This window comes from Oligosphaera ethanolica (assembly GCF_030814695.1).
GTDB classification, from domain to species: domain Bacteria; phylum Verrucomicrobiota; class Lentisphaeria; order Oligosphaerales; family Oligosphaeraceae; genus Oligosphaera; species Oligosphaera ethanolica.
In genome coordinates this window covers 111,620-129,076 of the sequence record NZ_JAUSVL010000001.1, presented here as the reverse complement: position 1 = coordinate 129,076, position 17,457 = coordinate 111,620, and the positions used below count along the sequence as shown (strand labels likewise).

Annotated in this window: 13 protein-coding genes; 9 read left to right on the top strand and 4 right to left on the bottom strand. The window is 57.9% G+C overall.

Annotation, left to right across the window (positions count from 1 at the left end; genetic code table 11):
* Positions 1-6: 6 nt before the first annotated feature.
* The 3 genes from J3R75_RS00470 to J3R75_RS00460 all read right to left on the bottom strand — a co-directional run bounded on the left by J3R75_RS00470 (position 7) and on the right by J3R75_RS00460 (position 3,047).
* Entirely contained in the window at positions 7-1,728 is a 1,722-nt protein-coding gene (locus J3R75_RS00470) for a V-type ATP synthase subunit A (protein ID WP_370882381.1), read from the bottom strand.
* An 81-nt stretch (positions 1,729-1,809) separates the two neighbouring features.
* Positions 1,810-2,373: a DUF2764 family protein gene (locus J3R75_RS00465; RefSeq protein WP_307259152.1), complete on the bottom strand. Its 564-nt coding sequence runs from the start codon at positions 2,371-2,373 to the stop codon at positions 1,810-1,812.
* Positions 2,374-2,420: 47 nt separating this feature from the next.
* On the bottom strand, positions 2,421-3,047 hold the full coding sequence (locus tag J3R75_RS00460; RefSeq protein ID WP_307259151.1) for a hypothetical protein: 627 nt from the start codon (positions 3,045-3,047) through the stop codon (positions 2,421-2,423).
* A gap of 307 nt (positions 3,048-3,354) precedes the next feature.
* Here J3R75_RS00460 and J3R75_RS00455 point away from each other — a divergent pair, with 307 nt between their 5' ends.
* The 9 genes from J3R75_RS00455 to J3R75_RS00415 all read left to right on the top strand — a co-directional run bounded on the left by J3R75_RS00455 (position 3,355) and on the right by J3R75_RS00415 (position 15,499).
* Positions 3,355-4,674: a hypothetical protein gene (locus J3R75_RS00455; RefSeq protein ID WP_307259150.1), complete on the top strand. Its 1,320-nt coding sequence runs from the start codon at positions 3,355-3,357 to the stop codon at positions 4,672-4,674.
* A 438-nt stretch (positions 4,675-5,112) separates the two neighbouring features.
* Positions 5,113-6,597: a tyrosine-type recombinase/integrase gene (locus tag J3R75_RS00450; RefSeq protein ID WP_307259149.1), complete on the top strand. Its 1,485-nt coding sequence runs from the start codon at positions 5,113-5,115 to the stop codon at positions 6,595-6,597.
* Complete coding sequence (locus J3R75_RS00445; RefSeq protein ID WP_307259148.1) at positions 6,594-8,207, top strand: hypothetical protein; 1,614 nt, start codon at positions 6,594-6,596, stop codon at positions 8,205-8,207. Before J3R75_RS00450 ends, J3R75_RS00445 begins: the two co-directional genes overlap by 4 nt.
* 189 nt (positions 8,208-8,396) lie before the next feature.
* Positions 8,397-8,711, top strand: coding sequence for a helix-turn-helix transcriptional regulator (locus J3R75_RS00440; RefSeq protein WP_307259147.1), 315 nt, complete (start codon positions 8,397-8,399; stop codon positions 8,709-8,711).
* On the top strand, positions 8,711-9,040 hold the full coding sequence (locus tag J3R75_RS00435) for a helix-turn-helix transcriptional regulator (protein WP_307259146.1): 330 nt from the start codon (positions 8,711-8,713) through the stop codon (positions 9,038-9,040). Before J3R75_RS00440 ends, J3R75_RS00435 begins: the two co-directional genes overlap by 1 nt.
* Positions 9,041-9,318: 278 nt before the next feature.
* The gene (locus J3R75_RS00430) at positions 9,319-11,565 is read left to right on the top strand and encodes an AAA family ATPase (RefSeq protein WP_307259145.1); all 2,247 of its coding nucleotides are present in this window, start codon (positions 9,319-9,321) and stop codon (positions 11,563-11,565) included.
* A gap of 438 nt (positions 11,566-12,003) precedes the next feature.
* Complete coding sequence (locus J3R75_RS00425; protein WP_307259144.1) at positions 12,004-13,287, top strand: ISL3 family transposase; 1,284 nt, start codon at positions 12,004-12,006, stop codon at positions 13,285-13,287.
* 427 nt (positions 13,288-13,714) lie between these two features.
* On the top strand, positions 13,715-13,882 hold the full coding sequence (locus J3R75_RS00420) for a hypothetical protein (protein WP_307259142.1): 168 nt from the start codon (positions 13,715-13,717) through the stop codon (positions 13,880-13,882).
* Positions 13,883-15,160: 1,278 nt separating this feature from the next.
* On the top strand, positions 15,161-15,499 hold the full coding sequence (locus J3R75_RS00415) for a hypothetical protein (protein WP_307259141.1): 339 nt from the start codon (positions 15,161-15,163) through the stop codon (positions 15,497-15,499).
* Here J3R75_RS00415 and J3R75_RS00410 read toward each other — a convergent pair.
* The gene (locus tag J3R75_RS00410; protein WP_307259140.1) at positions 15,422-17,293 is read right to left on the bottom strand and encodes a transposase; all 1,872 of its coding nucleotides are present in this window, start codon (positions 17,291-17,293) and stop codon (positions 15,422-15,424) included. The two genes, J3R75_RS00415 and J3R75_RS00410, sit on opposite strands and share 78 nt — an antisense overlap.
* Positions 17,294-17,457: the final 164 nt, after the last annotated feature.

Sequence of the window (17,457 nt, the reverse complement as noted above, 5' to 3'; positions counted from 1 at the left end):
GGCGGCTCATTTGCCGTTTTTGATCAGCGAGTCGATTTTTTCTTCGCCGGCTTTGAAGGTGTCGCTTTCCCAGGGGCAGTAATTCCAGTCGATGAAATCCTGGCGGAGGCGCTGGAAGAAGGAGCGGGCGGCATCTTTGTCGGGGAAGGTGAATTTGTGGCGGATGATGTCCAAGAGTTTATCGAAGACATGCTGTTGGCGTTCGGCGCCGCAGCCGCTATCGACTTTATCGAAGGTATTTTGCTGGAGATAGACGGCGTCGATGAATTCGCTTTTGAGGTACTGTACGAAGTCGCTGGTGGGCGTGCCTTCTTCGCCGACGACTTTCATCATCTGGTTGACTTCATTGCCGGTGCGGAGCATGGCGCGGGCTTCGTTGATCTTGTCTTTGGGGACGATGCTGTGGTATTTGCTCCAGCTATCGAGGGGGTGGATGGCCGGGTAGCGGCGAGCGTTGGCGCGGTCACGGGAGAGGGCCAGGAAAGAGCCGACGACTTTCAGGGTTGCCTGGGTGACGGGTTCTTCGAAGTTGCCGCCGGCGGGGCTGACGGAGCCGCAGATGGTGATGGAGCCCTGGCCGCCATCGCGGAGGCGGACCAGGCCGGCGCGTTCGTAGAAGCTGGCCACGAGGGATTCGAGGTAGGCTGGGAAGGCTTCTTCGCCGGGGATTTCTTCCAGGCGGCCGGACATTTCGCGCAGCGCCTGCGCCCAGCGCGAGGTCGAGTCCGCCAGGAGGAGTACGCTGAGGCCCATTTGCCGGTAATATTCAGCCAGAGTCACGCTGGTGTAGATGGACGCTTCACGGGCGGCGACGGGCATTGAGCTGGTGTTGCAGATGATGATGGTGCGGTCGATCAGGTGCCGGCCGGTGCGGGGGTCTTCGAGGTGCGGGAATTCGCGCAGGATTTCCACCACCTCGCCGGCGCGCTCACCGCAGGCGGCGACGATGACGATGTCCACTTCCGAGCGCTGGGAGAGTGCGTGCTGGAGGACGGTCTTGCCGGCGCCAAAGGGTCCGGGGGTGCAGAAGGTGCCGCCTTTGGCGACGGGGAAGAAGGTGTCAATGATGCGCACCTGGGTGACCAGGGGCTCGCGAGGCATGAGTTTTTCGTCGTAGCAGGAAATGGGAATCTTCACCGGCCAAGTCTGGACCATGGTGATGTTGCGCTCTTCGTCGCCGTTCTTGGCCTTGGCGACAACGGTGTCGATGTTGTAGGCGCCGGCCTCGGCGGTCCAGGTGATTTCCCATTCGCCGGCCCAGGCGAAGGGCAGCATGACGCGGTGGGTGAAGATGCCCTCGGGGACGCTGCCAATGGTGTCGCCGGCCTTGAGGCAGTCGCCAACTTTGGCTGCGGGGCTGTAGTCCCAGGTCTTTTCGCGGTCCAGCGGATAGATGTACAGGCCACGCTTGAGGAAGTAGCCGGCTTCTTTGGCCAATTCGGGGAGGGGATTTTGCAGGCCGTCGTAGACCTGCGTGAGCAGCCCGGGGCCGAGTTCGACGGAGAGCAGCTGGCCGCTAAATTCGACCTTGTTGCCGACCTTGATGCCGGTGGTGCTTTCGAAGACCTGGATATCGGCTTCGCGGCCACGCACGCGGATGACCTCGCCCTTGAGGCGGTCGTTGCCATCGGTGAGGACGAAGGCGACTTCGTTTTGGGTGACGCGGTCATCGAAGGCCACGCTGACCATGTTGCCATTGACGCCAGTTACTTTGCCGGTTAGGAGCATATCACTCATGTTCTTTTCCAAATTGGGGCGCTGCTGCCCGTCGTTGATCGGTTGACGTACGGCGGGTTCCGCCTGTCTGGGTTATGCTGAGGTCGATCCCTGTTGTTCTTTAGCCTGGTTGAGGCCCTGTTCCACCAGCTGCTGGTAGGCCTTTTTGCCGGCGTCAAGATTGCGTCCGGCGTGTTTTTCGCTCAGGAGGAGTTTCAGGGTATAGAGTTCAAGCGCGGCGACGTCGAATTGGTGCATGGCGGCGAGGTGTTCGAGCTGCTGCCAGCGCAGGAGGTCGATGGCGTGTTCGCGGTCGCGCGGGGTGGGCTGATTGAGGGCGTCTTCAAGGCGCTTGCGGTCGCCGGGGTAGAGGCCGTTGCCGGCGCGAAGCCAGGCCGCGGCGTTTTTGCGCAGTTTGGCGGCGCGGGATTCGGCGATGGCGTTGCGCAGGTAGGTCTCCCAGTCTTCCCAGGCTGCCAGAGTCGTACTGGCGGGCTGGCCGCCGGGGATGAGGCTGATGGCCTTGAGCTGCGCGGTCAGTTCGGGGCCGAGCTGCTCCTGGCAGGCGGCGAGGAAGGCGTCATAGCACAGCGGGGGCTTTTCGCCCCAGCGCAGGGCTGGCAATGAACTGATAAAATAAAACAGGTCGGCGGGCATGAGCGGCATTCCTGACGTGGTGACCGGAGTGACCGGCGGCCGGAGAACTAGTTGTCTTTGGCGGCCTTGTCGGTGATGATGGCGGCAAGACGCGGGCTGACATAGGCCGCGACGGCTTCGGCGAGCGCCTGGTCGCTGAAGTCGTACATCACGTCATTGTCTTTGAATACCAGCTTGAAGCCGCCGCTGAGGCTGCTTGAGGGCGCCAGCTCACAGTGCTGGCGCAAGTCGTCGCCCAGTGCGGCTTTGACGGCCGTTTCGAGCTCGTCGAGCTGGGCCTTGGGGAGGAGCACCTGCAGGTCGGCGTTGTCGCCGGACTGGGTCAGGTAGGCGCTGACGACCTGGCTGATGATGGTGGCAAACTGCGTGCTGTCACCCAGGGTGGTTTTCAAGACGTCCAGAGCGGCCTTGCGAACGCGTTTTTCAAGTTCGCCACGGAGGGCGAGGAGGACATCGCGGGCCGCCTGGCGGAGCGCTTCTTCGCCTTTGACGGCGAGGAGGGACGACTCCTTTTCAGCGTCGCTGACGATCTGGCTGGCCTTGTTTTTGGCTTCTTTGATGATGTCATCGGCTTCTTTTTTGGCCTGCGCGATGATATCCTGCCGTTGAGTGTCGACTTTTTTGAGTTCCTGCTCAGAGAGCCGGTCCAGCAAGGCCTGCAATTCGTCTGCCATAGTTGACTGCGCCCTTATTTTTGGAAAAAAGCAAGCGGCGGCTGGCGGTGCTATCCGACCAACCGAACGGGTGTTGCCTAGATGTCTTAGGAGATGGCCCCGGCGACCGGCGATACGGACGCTCTTTGGGGGCGAAAATAGGCGCATAAGATATTGCCCGCTATCCGAAAAAACAAATGCGGCTGATGCAGATATTGTTTCGGGCTTTATTGTACTGAAAGCAGCGCGTGCTGCCTGTTTATTTTGTGCGCGTGACAGTATTGTGGCGCGGTCTGTCAGCATTGCAGGAAGAAGAGACGACGAACTCATGGAATTATATCTGACCAATCGCCAACGCGCGGCCTTTCCCGACAGCATGGCGTTGAGCCCCGAAGACATGCCGGTCAATGTGGCGATCAAGGCGCTGGACCTTGCCGCCTCCAGCAAGAGCGGCATGGTGGTGCTCAAGGGGAACGAGCCGGCCATCTACCCGGATCTGGACGCGCTGCTGGCGGCCTGCGCCAAACGCAGCATGAACATATTTTTGGAAACGAGCGGGCTGATGCCCGATGGCGCCAAGACGCTGCTGGTGAAGTCGTCGGTCAACGTGCTGTGGCGGGTGTATCGGCCGGAATTCTACTCGCCGGCGGACATGGTTGAGATGCGCGCCAATCTGCAGGAGCTGCTGGCGGCGCAGCTGTCGGTGCAGTTCATCGGCGTGGCCGATGACGTCGCCGCCAACTACGATTTTCTGTTGGCGCTCATGGCAGAGTGTGGCATCAAGAAGCTGGTCATGCGCGTGGACTGCCGGACGCCGTTGGAGCGACTGCGGCCTCTGGCGGCGTGGTGCGCGGCGAAAGCGACGGCGTTGCTCAAGGATGGCGCGGTGTTGAAGATTGACTGTGGCATGCCGTCATGCGTGTTTTCGGACGAGGACTACGGCCGACTGGCGAAAGTCGGCATGACCTACGGCCAATGCCTGCCCTACATGGGCGTGCTGCCCGATGGCCGTGTCTGCCACTGCCGACACATGACGCAGCTGCCCGGCCCGCAGGTCGGCACTTTCAAGGATGAAAATGCCCTCCGGCAGTACTACTTCACGGTGTTCCGCGAGTTGCAGTGGTACTTGCAGCCATTCACGGGCTGCCAGCAGTGCCTGAGCCTGGCCACCAGCCAGTGCACGGGCGTGAGCATGGCCACCAAGGCTACCGCAGTCCAACAAAACTACGAGCGGCTTAAGGCCGAAATCGAGCAGGAAGGCGAAAACGCCAATGCGGAAGAACACCAACGCCGCCTCTGGCATATGACTGAGGCCGCGATGCTGCTGGCATTCTATGCCGACGCCATTGAATGCCTCGAAGAACTCCGGCGACTCGAACCCGCCAACGGCAATGTCCATTATCTCCTTGCCTGCGCATACTGGGAAAATGGCCAGCTCAGCGAGGGCGAAGAGGAATTCCGCAAGGCGTCCCGTCTGGTGGACAATCCGCTCATGCCCCTCGGCGAACTGCACCGCCGTCTCTACGCCAACGGCAACCTCATCAAGGCACGCATCCTCCAGGAGGAAATGCGCCGCGTCAAACAGGGCATGGACGAAAAAAAAGCCGCCGCCGATAAAACAGCGGCCAACGATAAAACGCCTGAATAAATGCCATCAAGCCCCACGCCACGGCAAGCCCCGTGGGACCACGGAAAACGCCAGGTTACCGCAACGCGGGGCTAGCGAAACGAAGCTCTTGCCGGTGGGCCCAAAAAGAGGGCTGAAGAGTTGGTTCCCTTTTGGTTCCCTTTGGCGGCATAAAAGGCCGTGAAACGGGGTAAAAACTGGGAAAACGGGCAATAAAAAAGGACTCACGGCCGGAGCTGTAAGTCCTTGATTATTAAGGTGGTGGTAGGGAGTGGATTCGAACCACTGAAAGCATAGCTAGCAGATTTACAGTCTGCCCCGCTATACTTAATTTTTGTAAGTTGGTACAAAAAAGGTACAACAATTTTCGACTTTTGGGCTTGTACCGCCCTTTTTATGGCGTAACTTGTCGCATGACATTCCAGCATGAAACAAGGCCATAAAGAAGGACGGGAAGCCATGGGAAGAAAAACTAATGGGACGCTGATACAGCGCGGGAACCGGGAAACCTATTATCTGCGATACATGGCGCAAGGGATCGCGCGGCGTGTCCGTTTGCTGACACCGGACGGCAAGCCGATACACGGCACCGGTCCCGACGGCAAGCCATTGAGCCGCGCCGCTGCCATCGAAGCGCGGAAGGCCGCCGAAGCTGCCGCCGACCGCCATTTAATGCGCATCCGGGAAACCGATAAAGTGGAGCGACTGCGCCAACTGCAAAACGATTTGCGGGACGCTGAGACCGCCGCCGCCGAAGCAGAAGCCGACACGCTGAACGACCGCGCCACCATCGCGGACGGCTGGGGCCTATTCATGAGCTGCCCAAAAAGGCCGACAAGCTGCCGCCGCTACAAGGCCGGCGACACCATACCGCTGCACACTACCGCCAGCAATTACCGGGGATATTACGACCGCTTCACCGCCTGGCTGAATGAAAACCACCCAAAAGCGCGCCTGCTGTCGGAAGTCTCGCCGGACATGGCCGCCCGATTTACGGACGACATCGGCCGCGCTGGCGCCAGTGGGACGGTGAACAAGTATCTGCAATTCCTGAAATGCTTTTATGACACCTTGACCGAAGCCGGCAAAGTCACCGCGCCAAACCCGTTTCGGGACATCGAGCCGCAAGACGGCGAAACGCACAGCAAGCGCCCGCTGAGCCGCCAGCAAATCGCCGCCCTGCTGGACACGTCCACTGGCGAGCTGCAAGCGCTGATCGCCCTGGGCTACTTCTCCGGCTTGCGTTTCGGTGACTGCTGCACCCTGCGCTGGGACGAAGTGGACCTGGGGCGCGGCATCATTGAGCGCGTCCCGAGCAAGACTAAAAACACCGTGAAGGACAAGGCCAAGGCCATTGTCAAGATCGGCATCCCGCCCTACCTGGCCGACCTGCTGGCCGCGCTGCCAAGGGCCGGCGAGTACGTTTTGCCGGGCATGGCCGCCAAGCTGCTGGAGGGGCGACATTCCAGCGCACACCGCGCGGTAACAAGTCTATTTGAGCGCTGCGGCATCGCCACCCGCGCCGAGGGCACCGGTGCCGCCTACCACTACGAAGGCAAGCGAAAAGTCTATGAGACGGGCCGCCCGCGCGCTGTCGTCCAATACGGCTTTCATTCGCTGCGATATTCCTACATATCACACAACGCCGAAAGCGGCGTCCCTGCCGCCATTATCCAGCGCAACGCCGGGCACAGCAACCCCGCCATGACTGAGCATTACACGCGCATATCAGACGCCGCCGCCGTGAAGTATGCTGCCGCCCTGGACATGCCAGCCGCGCCGGCCGCGCGGGATATGGTCATCGACGCCACGCCGGCCGACCCGGACAACGCCAGCGACGCGCCGACCGGGGCAAGGGCGCAACTTCGCCGCATCATCGACACCATGACCGAAGAGCAAGCCGCCGCGTTGCTGGCGACAACGAAAGAAGGGGGCAAGGCATGAACAAGGAAACAAAGACACCGCAAAGCACCCCGGAACCTATACAAGCCTTGCCGACCGCGCGGGTTTTTCGGGAGCGGGTTACGGCTTTACTTAAAAGTAGGGGGTATGACGAAAAACAGATTGCCAATTTCTTCGCCGCACAGGAAAAACTTGCGCGTTTTGCCAAAGGCGGGGACAAGCGGGAAGCTATCTATCTACAGGCAAGCCGAGCCGGGATAATTGAGGCCGTCAAATATGAATATATTGCCGAGCCGCTAACCGTGGAGAGATTGAAAAAAGTGCTTTGTTCTTTCATATCGAAGGCCGGGCAAGTTGCCGAACTCAAAGCCGAGCTATGCAGGCAAGAAAAAGACACGGCCGACGCTGAAACAAAGGCTAAAGCAGTATCATTCTACAAACAACAGTGTGATAGCTGCATCGAGATCGCGAATAATCTGGGCCAAGGTGACGTTAACACGCTCGTCCTAGCAAATAGCTGCATTTTATTGGGTGGATTTATGCAGCTAATGGAGCTTGCCGACGTGCTGACAAAGGAGCAACTTGAACGGCAGTTACTCGCCAGCATGGACGGACTTTTAGCCGGGCAACAAGAGCACGGCGCCAAGATTGACGGCATGGCCGCGACCGTGGAAGCAAAAAGAGCGAGCGAGCTTCGCGCGGGCCTGGGCTATACCCGGGCCGACCTGCTGATCCTTCTGGACGTGCTGGGGCTGCCGGAAGATCGCGCCGGCAAGCTGCCACTGTTTCCACTGCCGGCCGACTACAAGAGCCGCAAGCGCATCTATGAGTTTACCAATTCTGCCAGTATGTACGCGCCACTTTTTGCGTGGTGTAGGAGCCACGAAATAACCGCCGGGCATGACGGCAAGAGAACGACTGAGCTATACGCTGACGACGCCGCTGCCAAGGGGCGCCACTGGAAGCTAGCCAATGCCCAGGAGCAGCTATATAACGCCATACGGGCCAACGAAGCTTTTATTGCCAGCGAGACGCCGCAAAACATGACGCTCGCAAATAGCGAAAAATCGGTCTTTTATGAGCTGCTGGCCGACCTGGGCAAGACCGTAACCAGTGGACAGTGGGGAGAGACCCCGCCGCCGGACGTGCTGGGCATCATTCCGCGCGACCCGCTGGCCGACGTGGCCGCCAAGCTGGCCGACCATGACGCCAGAACGACGGCCGAACATCGGGAGCATGATACCAAGCTGGAAGGCATGGCCACAGTCGTTAAGAAGCAACGCCGCGACGTGGCCGCTATTTTCGCGGAAAAGAAGCTCACACTGTTGCACTACTTGACCGCCGGCATGATTGCCGATGCACTGCAAGAAGCTCTTGGGAGCTACCGGGTACCGAACTCCGCATCGGTGAAGACGGTCATGATCCGACGCCTTGCCAAAGCGGAAGCGCAAGGGCGACTGCACCCGCGCATTGAAGGCAAGAATAAAGCCAAGTATTATCTGAACGACGGCAAGCTATTTGACGAAATACTGAGCTATTGCGCGGCGTCAAATATCGGTAAAATTACGACCGATAAAGACAAAGAGGCGCTGGCGCAAGTTCTCTTATCAACCTCAAAGGAATTGAGTAGCACAATGAATAGCAGACCATAGCGAATTGTTACGACTTTCCGCGAATCCGTAACCGTCGAAAAAAAAATGAAAAAAATATCCGTGGCCGGCAGGGGCAAAAAGCCTTTGCCGGTCTTTTTTTGTACCGTAACCACCCCGTAACCGAGCATGAAAATATGCGCAGTTTCCCGCCCTTAGTATTCACGTCGAAAGAGCAAAGGAGCTGCACACATGGAAGTCAAAGGAACGTCACCGCGCATTATCGAGGCCGCCACGGGGCTACTGCAACCGCTGGCGCCGGAGCTGACAGCACAGAACCTTGTTGAGGCGCTGCGCCAGTACGAACCCGGACAACGGAAGCAATACATGACCCGTGCCGAAGCTGCCGCGCGCATGCGGATCAGCCTTGTCACCCTGCACCGCCTTATCAATGACGGCAAGGTGAAATCGGTCCGCGTCACCCCGAAGGCCGTTCGCATCGACGCCGCAAGCGTCGAGGCGCTGCTGTCGGGAAACGCAACGGGCAACGAAGGGAGGGCCGAATAATGCAACTCAGAGACAACATCACCCCAAGCGTTTTGACCGCCGCCGTGGGACTGCTCGCGCCGTTCGCGCCGGACTTGTCACCCCGGAGCCTGGTAGCAGCAATCAAAGCCTACAAGGCCGACCCCACCGCCGACCCGACCGGGCTGGCCGCGCGCCCGCTGACCCGCCGCCAAGTGGCCGAAACGCTGGGGATTAGCCTGCAAAGTGTTTCCCGCATGATGAACGACGGCAGGCTGCGCCGGATAGTGCTATCAGCTAAGAGCGTCCGCATCGACCCCGACAGCCTGCGCGCCTTGCTCGCCGGCAACGCCACGGAAAGCGAGGGCTGAGCTATGCCAGAAGCAATCGCATCATTGGCGCGGCTATTCCAGATCATCGCGCGGCTTGTCACCCGGAAGGAGGGCTGAGCCATGGAAACAACTATTATCCGCATCGGGGCATCGGCGGACTATCCGCGCCACAAAAAAACCCGCCGGGGGCAAGCCGACGGGCAAGGCATGGCGAGCTTTGACGCTGCCGACATAAGATACACGCCGCTAAACACTTCTGCAAGGGCCTGGAAGGCCGGCCGACGCCCTGCCGGAAAACGGGGAGGGGGGGCGCGGAAATGAACAACAAAAAAAACGACATCGACACCGCCCGGGAAGCGCTGCGCCAGATTGACCCCGCCGCGCTGGATTATGAAACCTGGCTAAAAGTCGGCATGGCGCTGAAAAGTGCTGGCGCCACCTTGGACGACTGGGACGCCTGGAGCCGCAAGGATACAGAGCGTTACGACGGGAAGGTTATGGCGTCCAAGTGGCAAAGCTTCCACGGGGGCAAAGTAGGCATCGGAACCCTTGTCCACTTGTGCAAAGAGCAAGGGGGCCGCATCGACACCGCGCCACAAGACCCCGGGCATGGGCTGGACTGGGACGCGGAAATAGGTCCGCGCCGTACCGCCACGCCGGAAGCGACGACTGCGCCCGCGCCAGAACCCACGCCGGAACCCGTAGCGACGCCACCGCCCGCCAAGGTCAAAGGGCGCTGGCAAACCCAAGCCATAACGGTTTACCTCTACCGCAACGCCGCCGGCGAGCTAGTAAAGACGCAAGTCCGAATCCCGATTGTTTACAGTGAAGCCGAGCTGGCGCAAGCCGGCGAAGGGGCCGAGCTAAAGCGCAAGACGTTTCTGAAGTTTTATGCCGCGTGTCCCGACGCCGATACCGCGCCGCTGACATGGGAAGGCCTGCATAACCGGAGCTGCTGGGCCGAGGGGGAAAAAAACCTCAGAGCCGGCGACTTCGCTTTTGATTTGGGTTATGGCAAGGGCCGCCGGCCGGACCCGCTGTATAATGAAAGCGCGCTTGCCGGCATGGACCCCGACGCCGTTCTGTATTGCGTCGAGGGCGAGAAGGACGCCGATAACGCCGCCGCACTGGGGCTTTTTGTAACCTGCCACAAAGCCGCCGGGGGAGCCGTGAAGGACGCGAAACAGTGGGAACCCTTCACCGCTGGCCGCCGCGTCGTCATCGTCCAGGACAACGACAAGGACGGGCACAACTTCGCCATCGAAGCCGCCGCCGCCATGAGAGAAGCCGGGGCGCGGGTCCGCGTCGTTACCCCGCCCGGAGTGCCGGACAAAGGCGACTTTTCCGACTGGCTGGAAGAGCTGCGGCGCCGGGAGCCGACCATCGACGACGCCGAAATCCGCAAGCGCATAGAAGCATGGGAGCCGGAGCCGCTAAAAATAATCGGCAATAGTACCGGCGACATACTCAAAAAAGTGCAAGCCGAAGGACCCGACGACCCGAACGAGCTTATACGGCACCGGTTTTTGTGCAGGGGGGGCGTTTGTCTATTTGCCGCCGAAACCGGCGTGGGCAAATCTAGCCTAATAAACCAGCTGGCGCATTACTTCGCGCTGGGGCTGCCGACGCTGGGCTTTGTACCTAAAAGGCCGCTGCGGACGCTGATTATCCAGGCAGAAAACGACGAGCGCGATATAGCCGAAGAGCTGAGCGGCATAACGACGCTAATGGACCAAAAGAGCCACCTAGCAGAATCAGATATTGCCGCCGCGCTGAGCAGAGTAACCATTGTTTCCGACTGCTATAATGCAGGGGGCTTGTTTTCCGCCTGGCTAAATGACCAACTTTCCGCCTGCGAAGTGAGGCCGGACCTTGTTTTTATCGACCCGCTCTTTGCTTTTGCGGGGGGGGACGTAATTAAAGCCGCCGATATGTCACAGTTTCTTCGCGAGTGCGTAAACCCCGTAATCAGAAAGCACAAGGTGGGGGTTATACTCGTTCACCATGTAAACAAGCCGAAGAACGAGAGACCCGGCAACCTGGAAAGCGCGACGGCCTACAAATACTCCGGGTCCATTGAAATTATTAACATGGCGCGCGCATCTTTTATCCTAGAGGCCGACCCGGCCGCCGGGAGGGGCTGTTTCATTCTCCGCGCGGGCAAGCGTGGGCAACGCCTGGGCTGGAATGAAAAGCGCGTCAAGTGGGGCGACGACGGCATATACTGGGAAGAGAACCGCGACCCGCTGCCGGAACGCCTGGACAAAGCCGCGCAAGACAAGCGCAAGCGTGAAGAGAACGAAGGCATCATGGCCGACCGTGCGCGGGCCGTTGCCGAGCTTCTTCTTCCAGGGGAAGCATTGACGCAAACGCTTCTACAATCGAGAATGACCGGCAAGGGCTTTCCGGGGACAACAAAAACGCAACTTGCCATCATTCAGAAAGGGATTGACCTGGGGCTGATTATCCAGAGACCGCCGGACCCGGAAAAGGGCGAAGGGGGAAGGGGCATCAGCACAGTGCTGGCAAGGGGGCCGGAACCGACGACAACCGACCCGCTATAACTTTTTCGACGACCGAAAAAGAAAGCCGAAAAAGAACGAAAAAGAAAACCGGAATCACATTTATTCTTTTTCGACACTCCCCCCCTTATTATAGGGGGAGTCGAAAGAAAAAGATTAAATGGCTGGGGACAAAAAAAAAGAGGCTCTTCAGGAAACTTAGTGGGTAGATTTTTCGACGTTTTGTGCTCAGAACCAAGACAACGCCTTGTCACATGGGGGGAAAAAAGCCAGCTAATCGTACGCATAAAATAGTGTAACTTGTTGATATTCAACGATCAATTAATGTTCAAATTATGATGCCCGCCCAGCTTTCCATGTCAATTTGTATGGAAGGCAGTCGGAGCAATCTTCCGCTTCGGTGTTTCTTGTTATTGCAAGAATGCCTTCACTTTTGTTGCACCCGATCATTTTTGTGTTTCATTACCTCATGGCCACGCAATGCCCAGTCAATCACCTGACCTCGTCATTCACATTGAGCCATGGGAGTCCGCCATGAACTTGGAGTCGTTTTATCAACGCGTGATTAATCCGCCATCGCCCTGGACTGTCTCCAAGGTCGAAATTTCCGACGACAGTACCCGTGTTGACGTCTGGCTGATCCATCAGGAGCATTATCGCTTTTCGTGTCATGCCTGTCACACCCCATCACCTACTTACGACCATGCTCCGGAAAGAACCTGGCAACATCTGGACACCTGCGAGTGCAAGACCTACCTTCATGCCCGTATTCCCCGAGTTCAATGCCCCAAGCATGGGATCGTCAACAGCGACTTTCCTCTGGCTGATTCACAGATCTCAATTACATACAAGATGGAAAGCAAGTGCATCAAGACCATCCAGGCCTCCAATTTGACCGATGCGTCCGAACTAACGAGGGTGTCTTGGGACATGTTGGAAAGTATCCGCGATCGGGCCGTCAAGCGAGGGCTTGAGCGACGTGGCGATACGACGCCGGTCATCATGGGACTTGACGAGAAGCAGGTGTTTTCCAGACATCGCTATTTCACCATTATCACTGACATTGGCAATGGGAGCGTGTTTGACGTGGTGGACAAGCGGCGCATTGATGACATCAGCCCCTGGTTTGAAAAACGCAAGGAAAGTTTGAAAAACGTCCAGATCGCGGCCATGGACATGAGTGCGGGGTATGAGCGTATTGCGTCAAACTTCATGCCCAATGCCGAACTGTGTTTTGATCATTTCCATGTGATGCAGGTCGTCCAAAAGGCAGTGGACAGCACACGAAAGCAAGAACAGGCCACGATGAGCGATGAGGACAAGAAAAGCATGTTCGGAGCGCGCCATGATTTTCTGTATGGCAGGGAGAATCTTCCTGACAAAAACAAGGCCAGGTTCGAAAAAGTTAGACAGATTGCCAAGAAAACGGCGCGGGCATGGGCAATCAAGGAAAACCTTCGCGACATGTGGACAACTTGCCCCGACAAAGAAGAGACGCCGAAGTATTTCAAACACTGGTACTGGTGGGCGACGCATTCACAAATTCCGGACATGGCAAAAGCCGCCCATACGCTGAAAAACCACTTCTATGGCATAGTGGCTGCAATCGAACATGGGGTCAGCAATGCCCTGACCGAGGGGCTGAACAGCAAAATTGAGGCTGTCAAGAGAAGTGCATGTGGTTTCAAAAACAAAGAATCTTTACGCAATGCAATTCTGTTTCATTGCGGGAAACTTAACCTGCTGCCAGAGGCCGCCAACTAGCACTTGCACTCAAATTTGCAACCCACGGAATTGCCTGAAGCACCAAAAAAGACAACCGAAAAAGAAAGAACCCCGCCCGCCCTGCTGCCACCATCGGCAACTGAGGCGGGCTTTTTTCGTGGCGAGGGCCGCCCAGGAAAAAGGGGATGGGCCGGCATCGTGGACGGCGTGACCTTCGCCAGATACCACCGCCAGCCACCATCGGATCATCGCCCAGGTCGGCACCGGCAGGAGCGCAGACGGCGCGGTCATCATCGCGGTGGACGTGGACAGCGCGGTGATCGACGACGCGCCCTTCTGCTGCTAGTGGACGCCCCAGGTCATCGAGGCGTCGAGGGCATGCCGTCCAGGTCATCGTTGACGCCAAGGAAACAAAGAAACAGTGTGTCGGGCCGGGGGTCTTTCCGCAAAACCGTGATGCTGGGAAATGACCCCGGAAGGACCCGTGGACGCCTTCGCCGGAGCCACCTGGGACCGCCTAGACGTGCTGGTCCTGGCCGCTGACGACGGCGTGATCCGGCAGGTCATCGGCGTGGTGGTCATCCTCGCAACGATGGCGCCGTGGTCATCATCGCCGTGGTCATCATCGCCATGAGCGCCAATTCTCAGTTATGAGAAATAGACGTAAGCTCAATTCTGAGCCCACGCGCTGCGCGCCACTGCTCGCGTTCTGCGGCGTCGAGGGCGTCGAGGGCTACGCTGGCACCTGGCAAGCGCCAGAGGCCGCCAGATTGCGCCAGATCGCGCGGAATAGGGCATGACGTGGGGGCCGTGGCCGCCGGGAAGCGCGCGGGTCCTACCCCGACCTTTCGACCATCGGCCGTGACCTCTTCGGAAAGACGCCAAAAGACACACTTACTTTCACTATTCCGAAAGCGCCAAACAAACTTAGCCGCGCCTAACCTCAGCCGCCGATGGCTGCACAGAACGCGCTACAAGCGCCGCATCCCGCCGACCCGACCCGACACCCGCCCGGAGCATCGAATGCCGGCAGAACAACGCGCCACGCGCCTGCATGGCCAGCGCCGTCGTCACAACGCCCGCCCGCAGGCAAGGCACCGCCCGCCCGCCGTGGTCCTCGTTCGTGTCGGCTTATGGCCGGACCGCGCCATACCGCGCGCTGCCAGTTCGGCAAGGTCCTCAGCGCGAGCCCGCACCCGTTCGGCCGCATCCGCGACCTCTGCATCATCGGCAAGCCGGAGCTGCCACAACCCCGCCCAGCATGACGCCGGAGCCGCCGACCGTCCGCAGGTCCAATTCTCAATTCGGCTTGCCGGAATACCGAGCTTCTCGCCTGCCGCGCGGGCTGAGAGGCCAAGACTTTTCAGCACCGCCTTCAATAGTTCACTTTCCGCTGTCTTTGCCATGGAAACACCTCTTTTTCTTCCTTGTAACACGCTGATAATCAATCACTTACGAGCCGATTAGGGAAGCGATTATACATAATACATGTTATGCGACACTACCTCTATAACTAGCTTATTCGCAATGATTTGCGAAAATGGCCGTTTGCAGATTGTCATGTTTTTGACCATGGAAGCGCCGACTTTCACTAAATGCAACACCGTTTATTCACTATTGGCGACTACTGAAAACATCGAAAATATGCCACGTTTTGCCGTAGTGTCAAACATACGGCGCCGCGCTTGCAAACATCGCCGGCCTGGGCTACAGTTCCAACGCTGCCGCCGAAACGACAGCCGCCAGTAACGAGGCATACCAAGCCACGGCGTCACAACGTTACACCGCCTTTGTTGTTCCAGGGACCTTTGCCGTTTTCCGTGAAGCAAGTAACGCGTGGTGGCGACTTGCAAGGCTTTTCGGGGCCGACCGGGGGACGGCTTTTGTGTTCCTGGGAGAAGGGACCGTCACCATGGAAAAGCAACGCCAACACCGCGCCAACCGCAAGACCGAAGCCATGATTCAGATTGCCGACGACTGGCACTTTGCCAACGAGGCCGCACTGGCCAAAGAGGCCGCAGAGCATCCAGAAGCGCTATTTGAAAGCCTGCGGTGTGTGATCGGGAAGATGTTATTCCACACCGGGCCTGCCGTGGACAAAGAGGTCGTCCTTCGGGGCTATATAATTGCCGATTATCACAGATTTTCATATTCCGAAAATACCCCTAATTGTCTAGGAGTTCGACGCCCCGAGGAATTCCAGCTTGCGACCACCGAGCCACGCAATTGGCTTCCCTTCCAGGCTCTTTGAAACTTTTAGCAGAAGAGGCAGGTCACGTTTCTTCTTGAGGCGGACGGTGACTTTCGCGTCAGCGAATTCGACGTCGGCGCCGTTGTCCACGAACTTGTTGAAGAGCGTTTCGGCCTCGCAATGTTCGTAGCCCGGCATCTCCATAGCCAGGAGCCGATAGAGGTTGTGCGCCATGATTGACATGGTCAGATCGAAATCGACCTTGACGACGATGGAGGATGAGGGTTTGTTGAGGTGGAAAAAGTAGATTTGCTCCGCGATTTCCTTCTCTATCAGCCAGCGCCGAGTGTAGGTGCGGATAAGCTGAGCGGCTGGAGACACGACGTCATTGGTGATAATCAACGCGGGTTTGATTTTGCCGTGGCCGGTGATGGCGATCTGCCTGATTTCGCCTTCGTAGTCTTTCAAGGTGACCTTGGCGTCATGCACTTTCAGATTTCTGAAGCCATCGGCGCTTTCCACCCGCATGGACTGCCACTGCGATTGGGCAAGGGCGGCAATCTCCTCCAGCATGTTCTTGCCACGCCTGCGGATGGTCAGGAACTGGATGCCCTCCTTGTTCAGCCGGTCCAGATTCTGGTAGGTGGTGAAACGGCTGTCGAAAACCAAATAGGTCGGATCCGGACCCCCGGCCTTGCGTCGAAAGTCAAGGAACTCCAGGACGACCTGTGATTCGCCCGAATGCCTTACCGTGCTGTCTGCGTAGAAGATGATCCCGGTGTCGGGGGAATGCGCCAGCGCGGCCTGTATGCTCTTGATGGCTTCGTGGCGTTTCCCGGACCAATTGTTTTCCAGATGACTGCCGTCTCCCCAGCAGGGGATGGCGGTGAAATCCAAGCTTTGCGGCCCATCCGCAAGGCCATGTTCCCGCCAAAGTTTGTTCATGGAGGCCAGCAACGCCATGTTCATGTCATGCGACACGCGAAAGGAGTAGCTGGAAAGCCACCCGGTCTTGGGCAACACGTTCAATCCGGCGAAGAGGCCCAGACCGGCGTCCATGCACCATTGGTCATCATGGCTGTAGCGCTTGCAGCCCGACAGTTTCAACGCGATGAATGCCAGCAGGGAGTTGACGCTCGGAATGACCCTGGTTCCAGGAAAGTCAGCCGTTTCCAACACCTTGTCGATGCCGTACTTGGACATCAACATCAGGAAAACGAGGATGCCGCCGCAGGACGTGGAAAAGTTGGCGGGAACGTCATCAAGCAAGGCCGAAACGGGAGCTTCCAGAACGTTTTCGGCCTCCTGCCCCGCTTCCCTCATGGACCTACGCCGCGGTAGACGATTAAACCCGTTTTGGTGAAGAACTTGCCAGATATACGACTGGGAAAGATGAGTTCCGAGGGCGTCCAGCTTCACTTTGATTTCCGGGACGGAAAGGTACTGCTTGCGCAGTGCGACGATCTGCTGGTCGCACTCACGTGAATCCTGCCTGGCCGGACGACCACGTCCGGCCGCCGCGAAGAAGAACTTTTCAGGATTGCCGCCCATACAGTCTTTTTTGAAATCCCTGATCAGCGAGTAGACGCTCATGACTGTATAGCCGAAGCGCCGGGCAATGGCATCGGCCGGCAGGTTATCCAAATAATAGGCGCGGAGAGCCTCGTACTTGCGTTGCAGAGGCAGGACGGGTGTCTTGAAAAAGGCTTCGGGCGTAAGCTTGGAAAAAGTGTCGACGTCGTTCATAGCCCATCCTGAATTAGGGTTAATTAGAATAATTAACACCAATAACATATAAGCTAAAAACAGGCCGTCAAGCGCAAACGCTTCAAGAAATCGCTGTTTTTCAGGCAAAAACAAGGCCTTTCATACGGTTATTGCCACTCGTCTTATATTTTTGGCTGACACTGAATACATTCTATAAACCCTAATACGGATGGCGTTACAAAGCCTCAGACACAGGCTTTGAACAAGGCGAGTAAAAAACATTAGGGGTAATTAGCGATGTGAAAATCTGT

Excerpts from the sequence above, each read along its gene's own strand:
- J3R75_RS00470 (WP_370882381.1), bottom strand. The coding sequence starts at position 1,728 with ATGCTCCTAACCGGCAAAGTAACTGGCGTCAATGGCAACATGGTCAGC.
- J3R75_RS00465 (WP_307259152.1), bottom strand. The coding sequence starts at position 2,373 with ATGCCCGCCGACCTGTTTTATTTTATCAGTTCATTGCCAGCCCTGCGC.
- J3R75_RS00460 (WP_307259151.1), bottom strand. The coding sequence starts at position 3,047 with ATGGCAGACGAATTGCAGGCCTTGCTGGACCGGCTCTCTGAGCAGGAA.
- J3R75_RS00455 (WP_307259150.1), top strand. The coding sequence starts at position 3,355 with ATGGAATTATATCTGACCAATCGCCAACGCGCGGCCTTTCCCGACAGC.
- J3R75_RS00450 (WP_307259149.1), top strand. The coding sequence starts at position 5,113 with ATGGGAAGAAAAACTAATGGGACGCTGATACAGCGCGGGAACCGGGAA.
- J3R75_RS00445 (WP_307259148.1), top strand. The coding sequence starts at position 6,594 with ATGAACAAGGAAACAAAGACACCGCAAAGCACCCCGGAACCTATACAA.
- J3R75_RS00440 (WP_307259147.1), top strand. The coding sequence starts at position 8,397 with ATGGAAGTCAAAGGAACGTCACCGCGCATTATCGAGGCCGCCACGGGG.
- J3R75_RS00435 (WP_307259146.1), top strand. The coding sequence starts at position 8,711 with ATGCAACTCAGAGACAACATCACCCCAAGCGTTTTGACCGCCGCCGTG.
- J3R75_RS00430 (WP_307259145.1), top strand. The coding sequence starts at position 9,319 with ATGAACAACAAAAAAAACGACATCGACACCGCCCGGGAAGCGCTGCGC.
- J3R75_RS00425 (WP_307259144.1), top strand. The coding sequence starts at position 12,004 with ATGCCCAGTCAATCACCTGACCTCGTCATTCACATTGAGCCATGGGAG.
- J3R75_RS00420 (WP_307259142.1), top strand. The coding sequence starts at position 13,715 with ATGACCCCGGAAGGACCCGTGGACGCCTTCGCCGGAGCCACCTGGGAC.
- J3R75_RS00415 (WP_307259141.1), top strand. The coding sequence starts at position 15,161 with ATGGAAAAGCAACGCCAACACCGCGCCAACCGCAAGACCGAAGCCATG.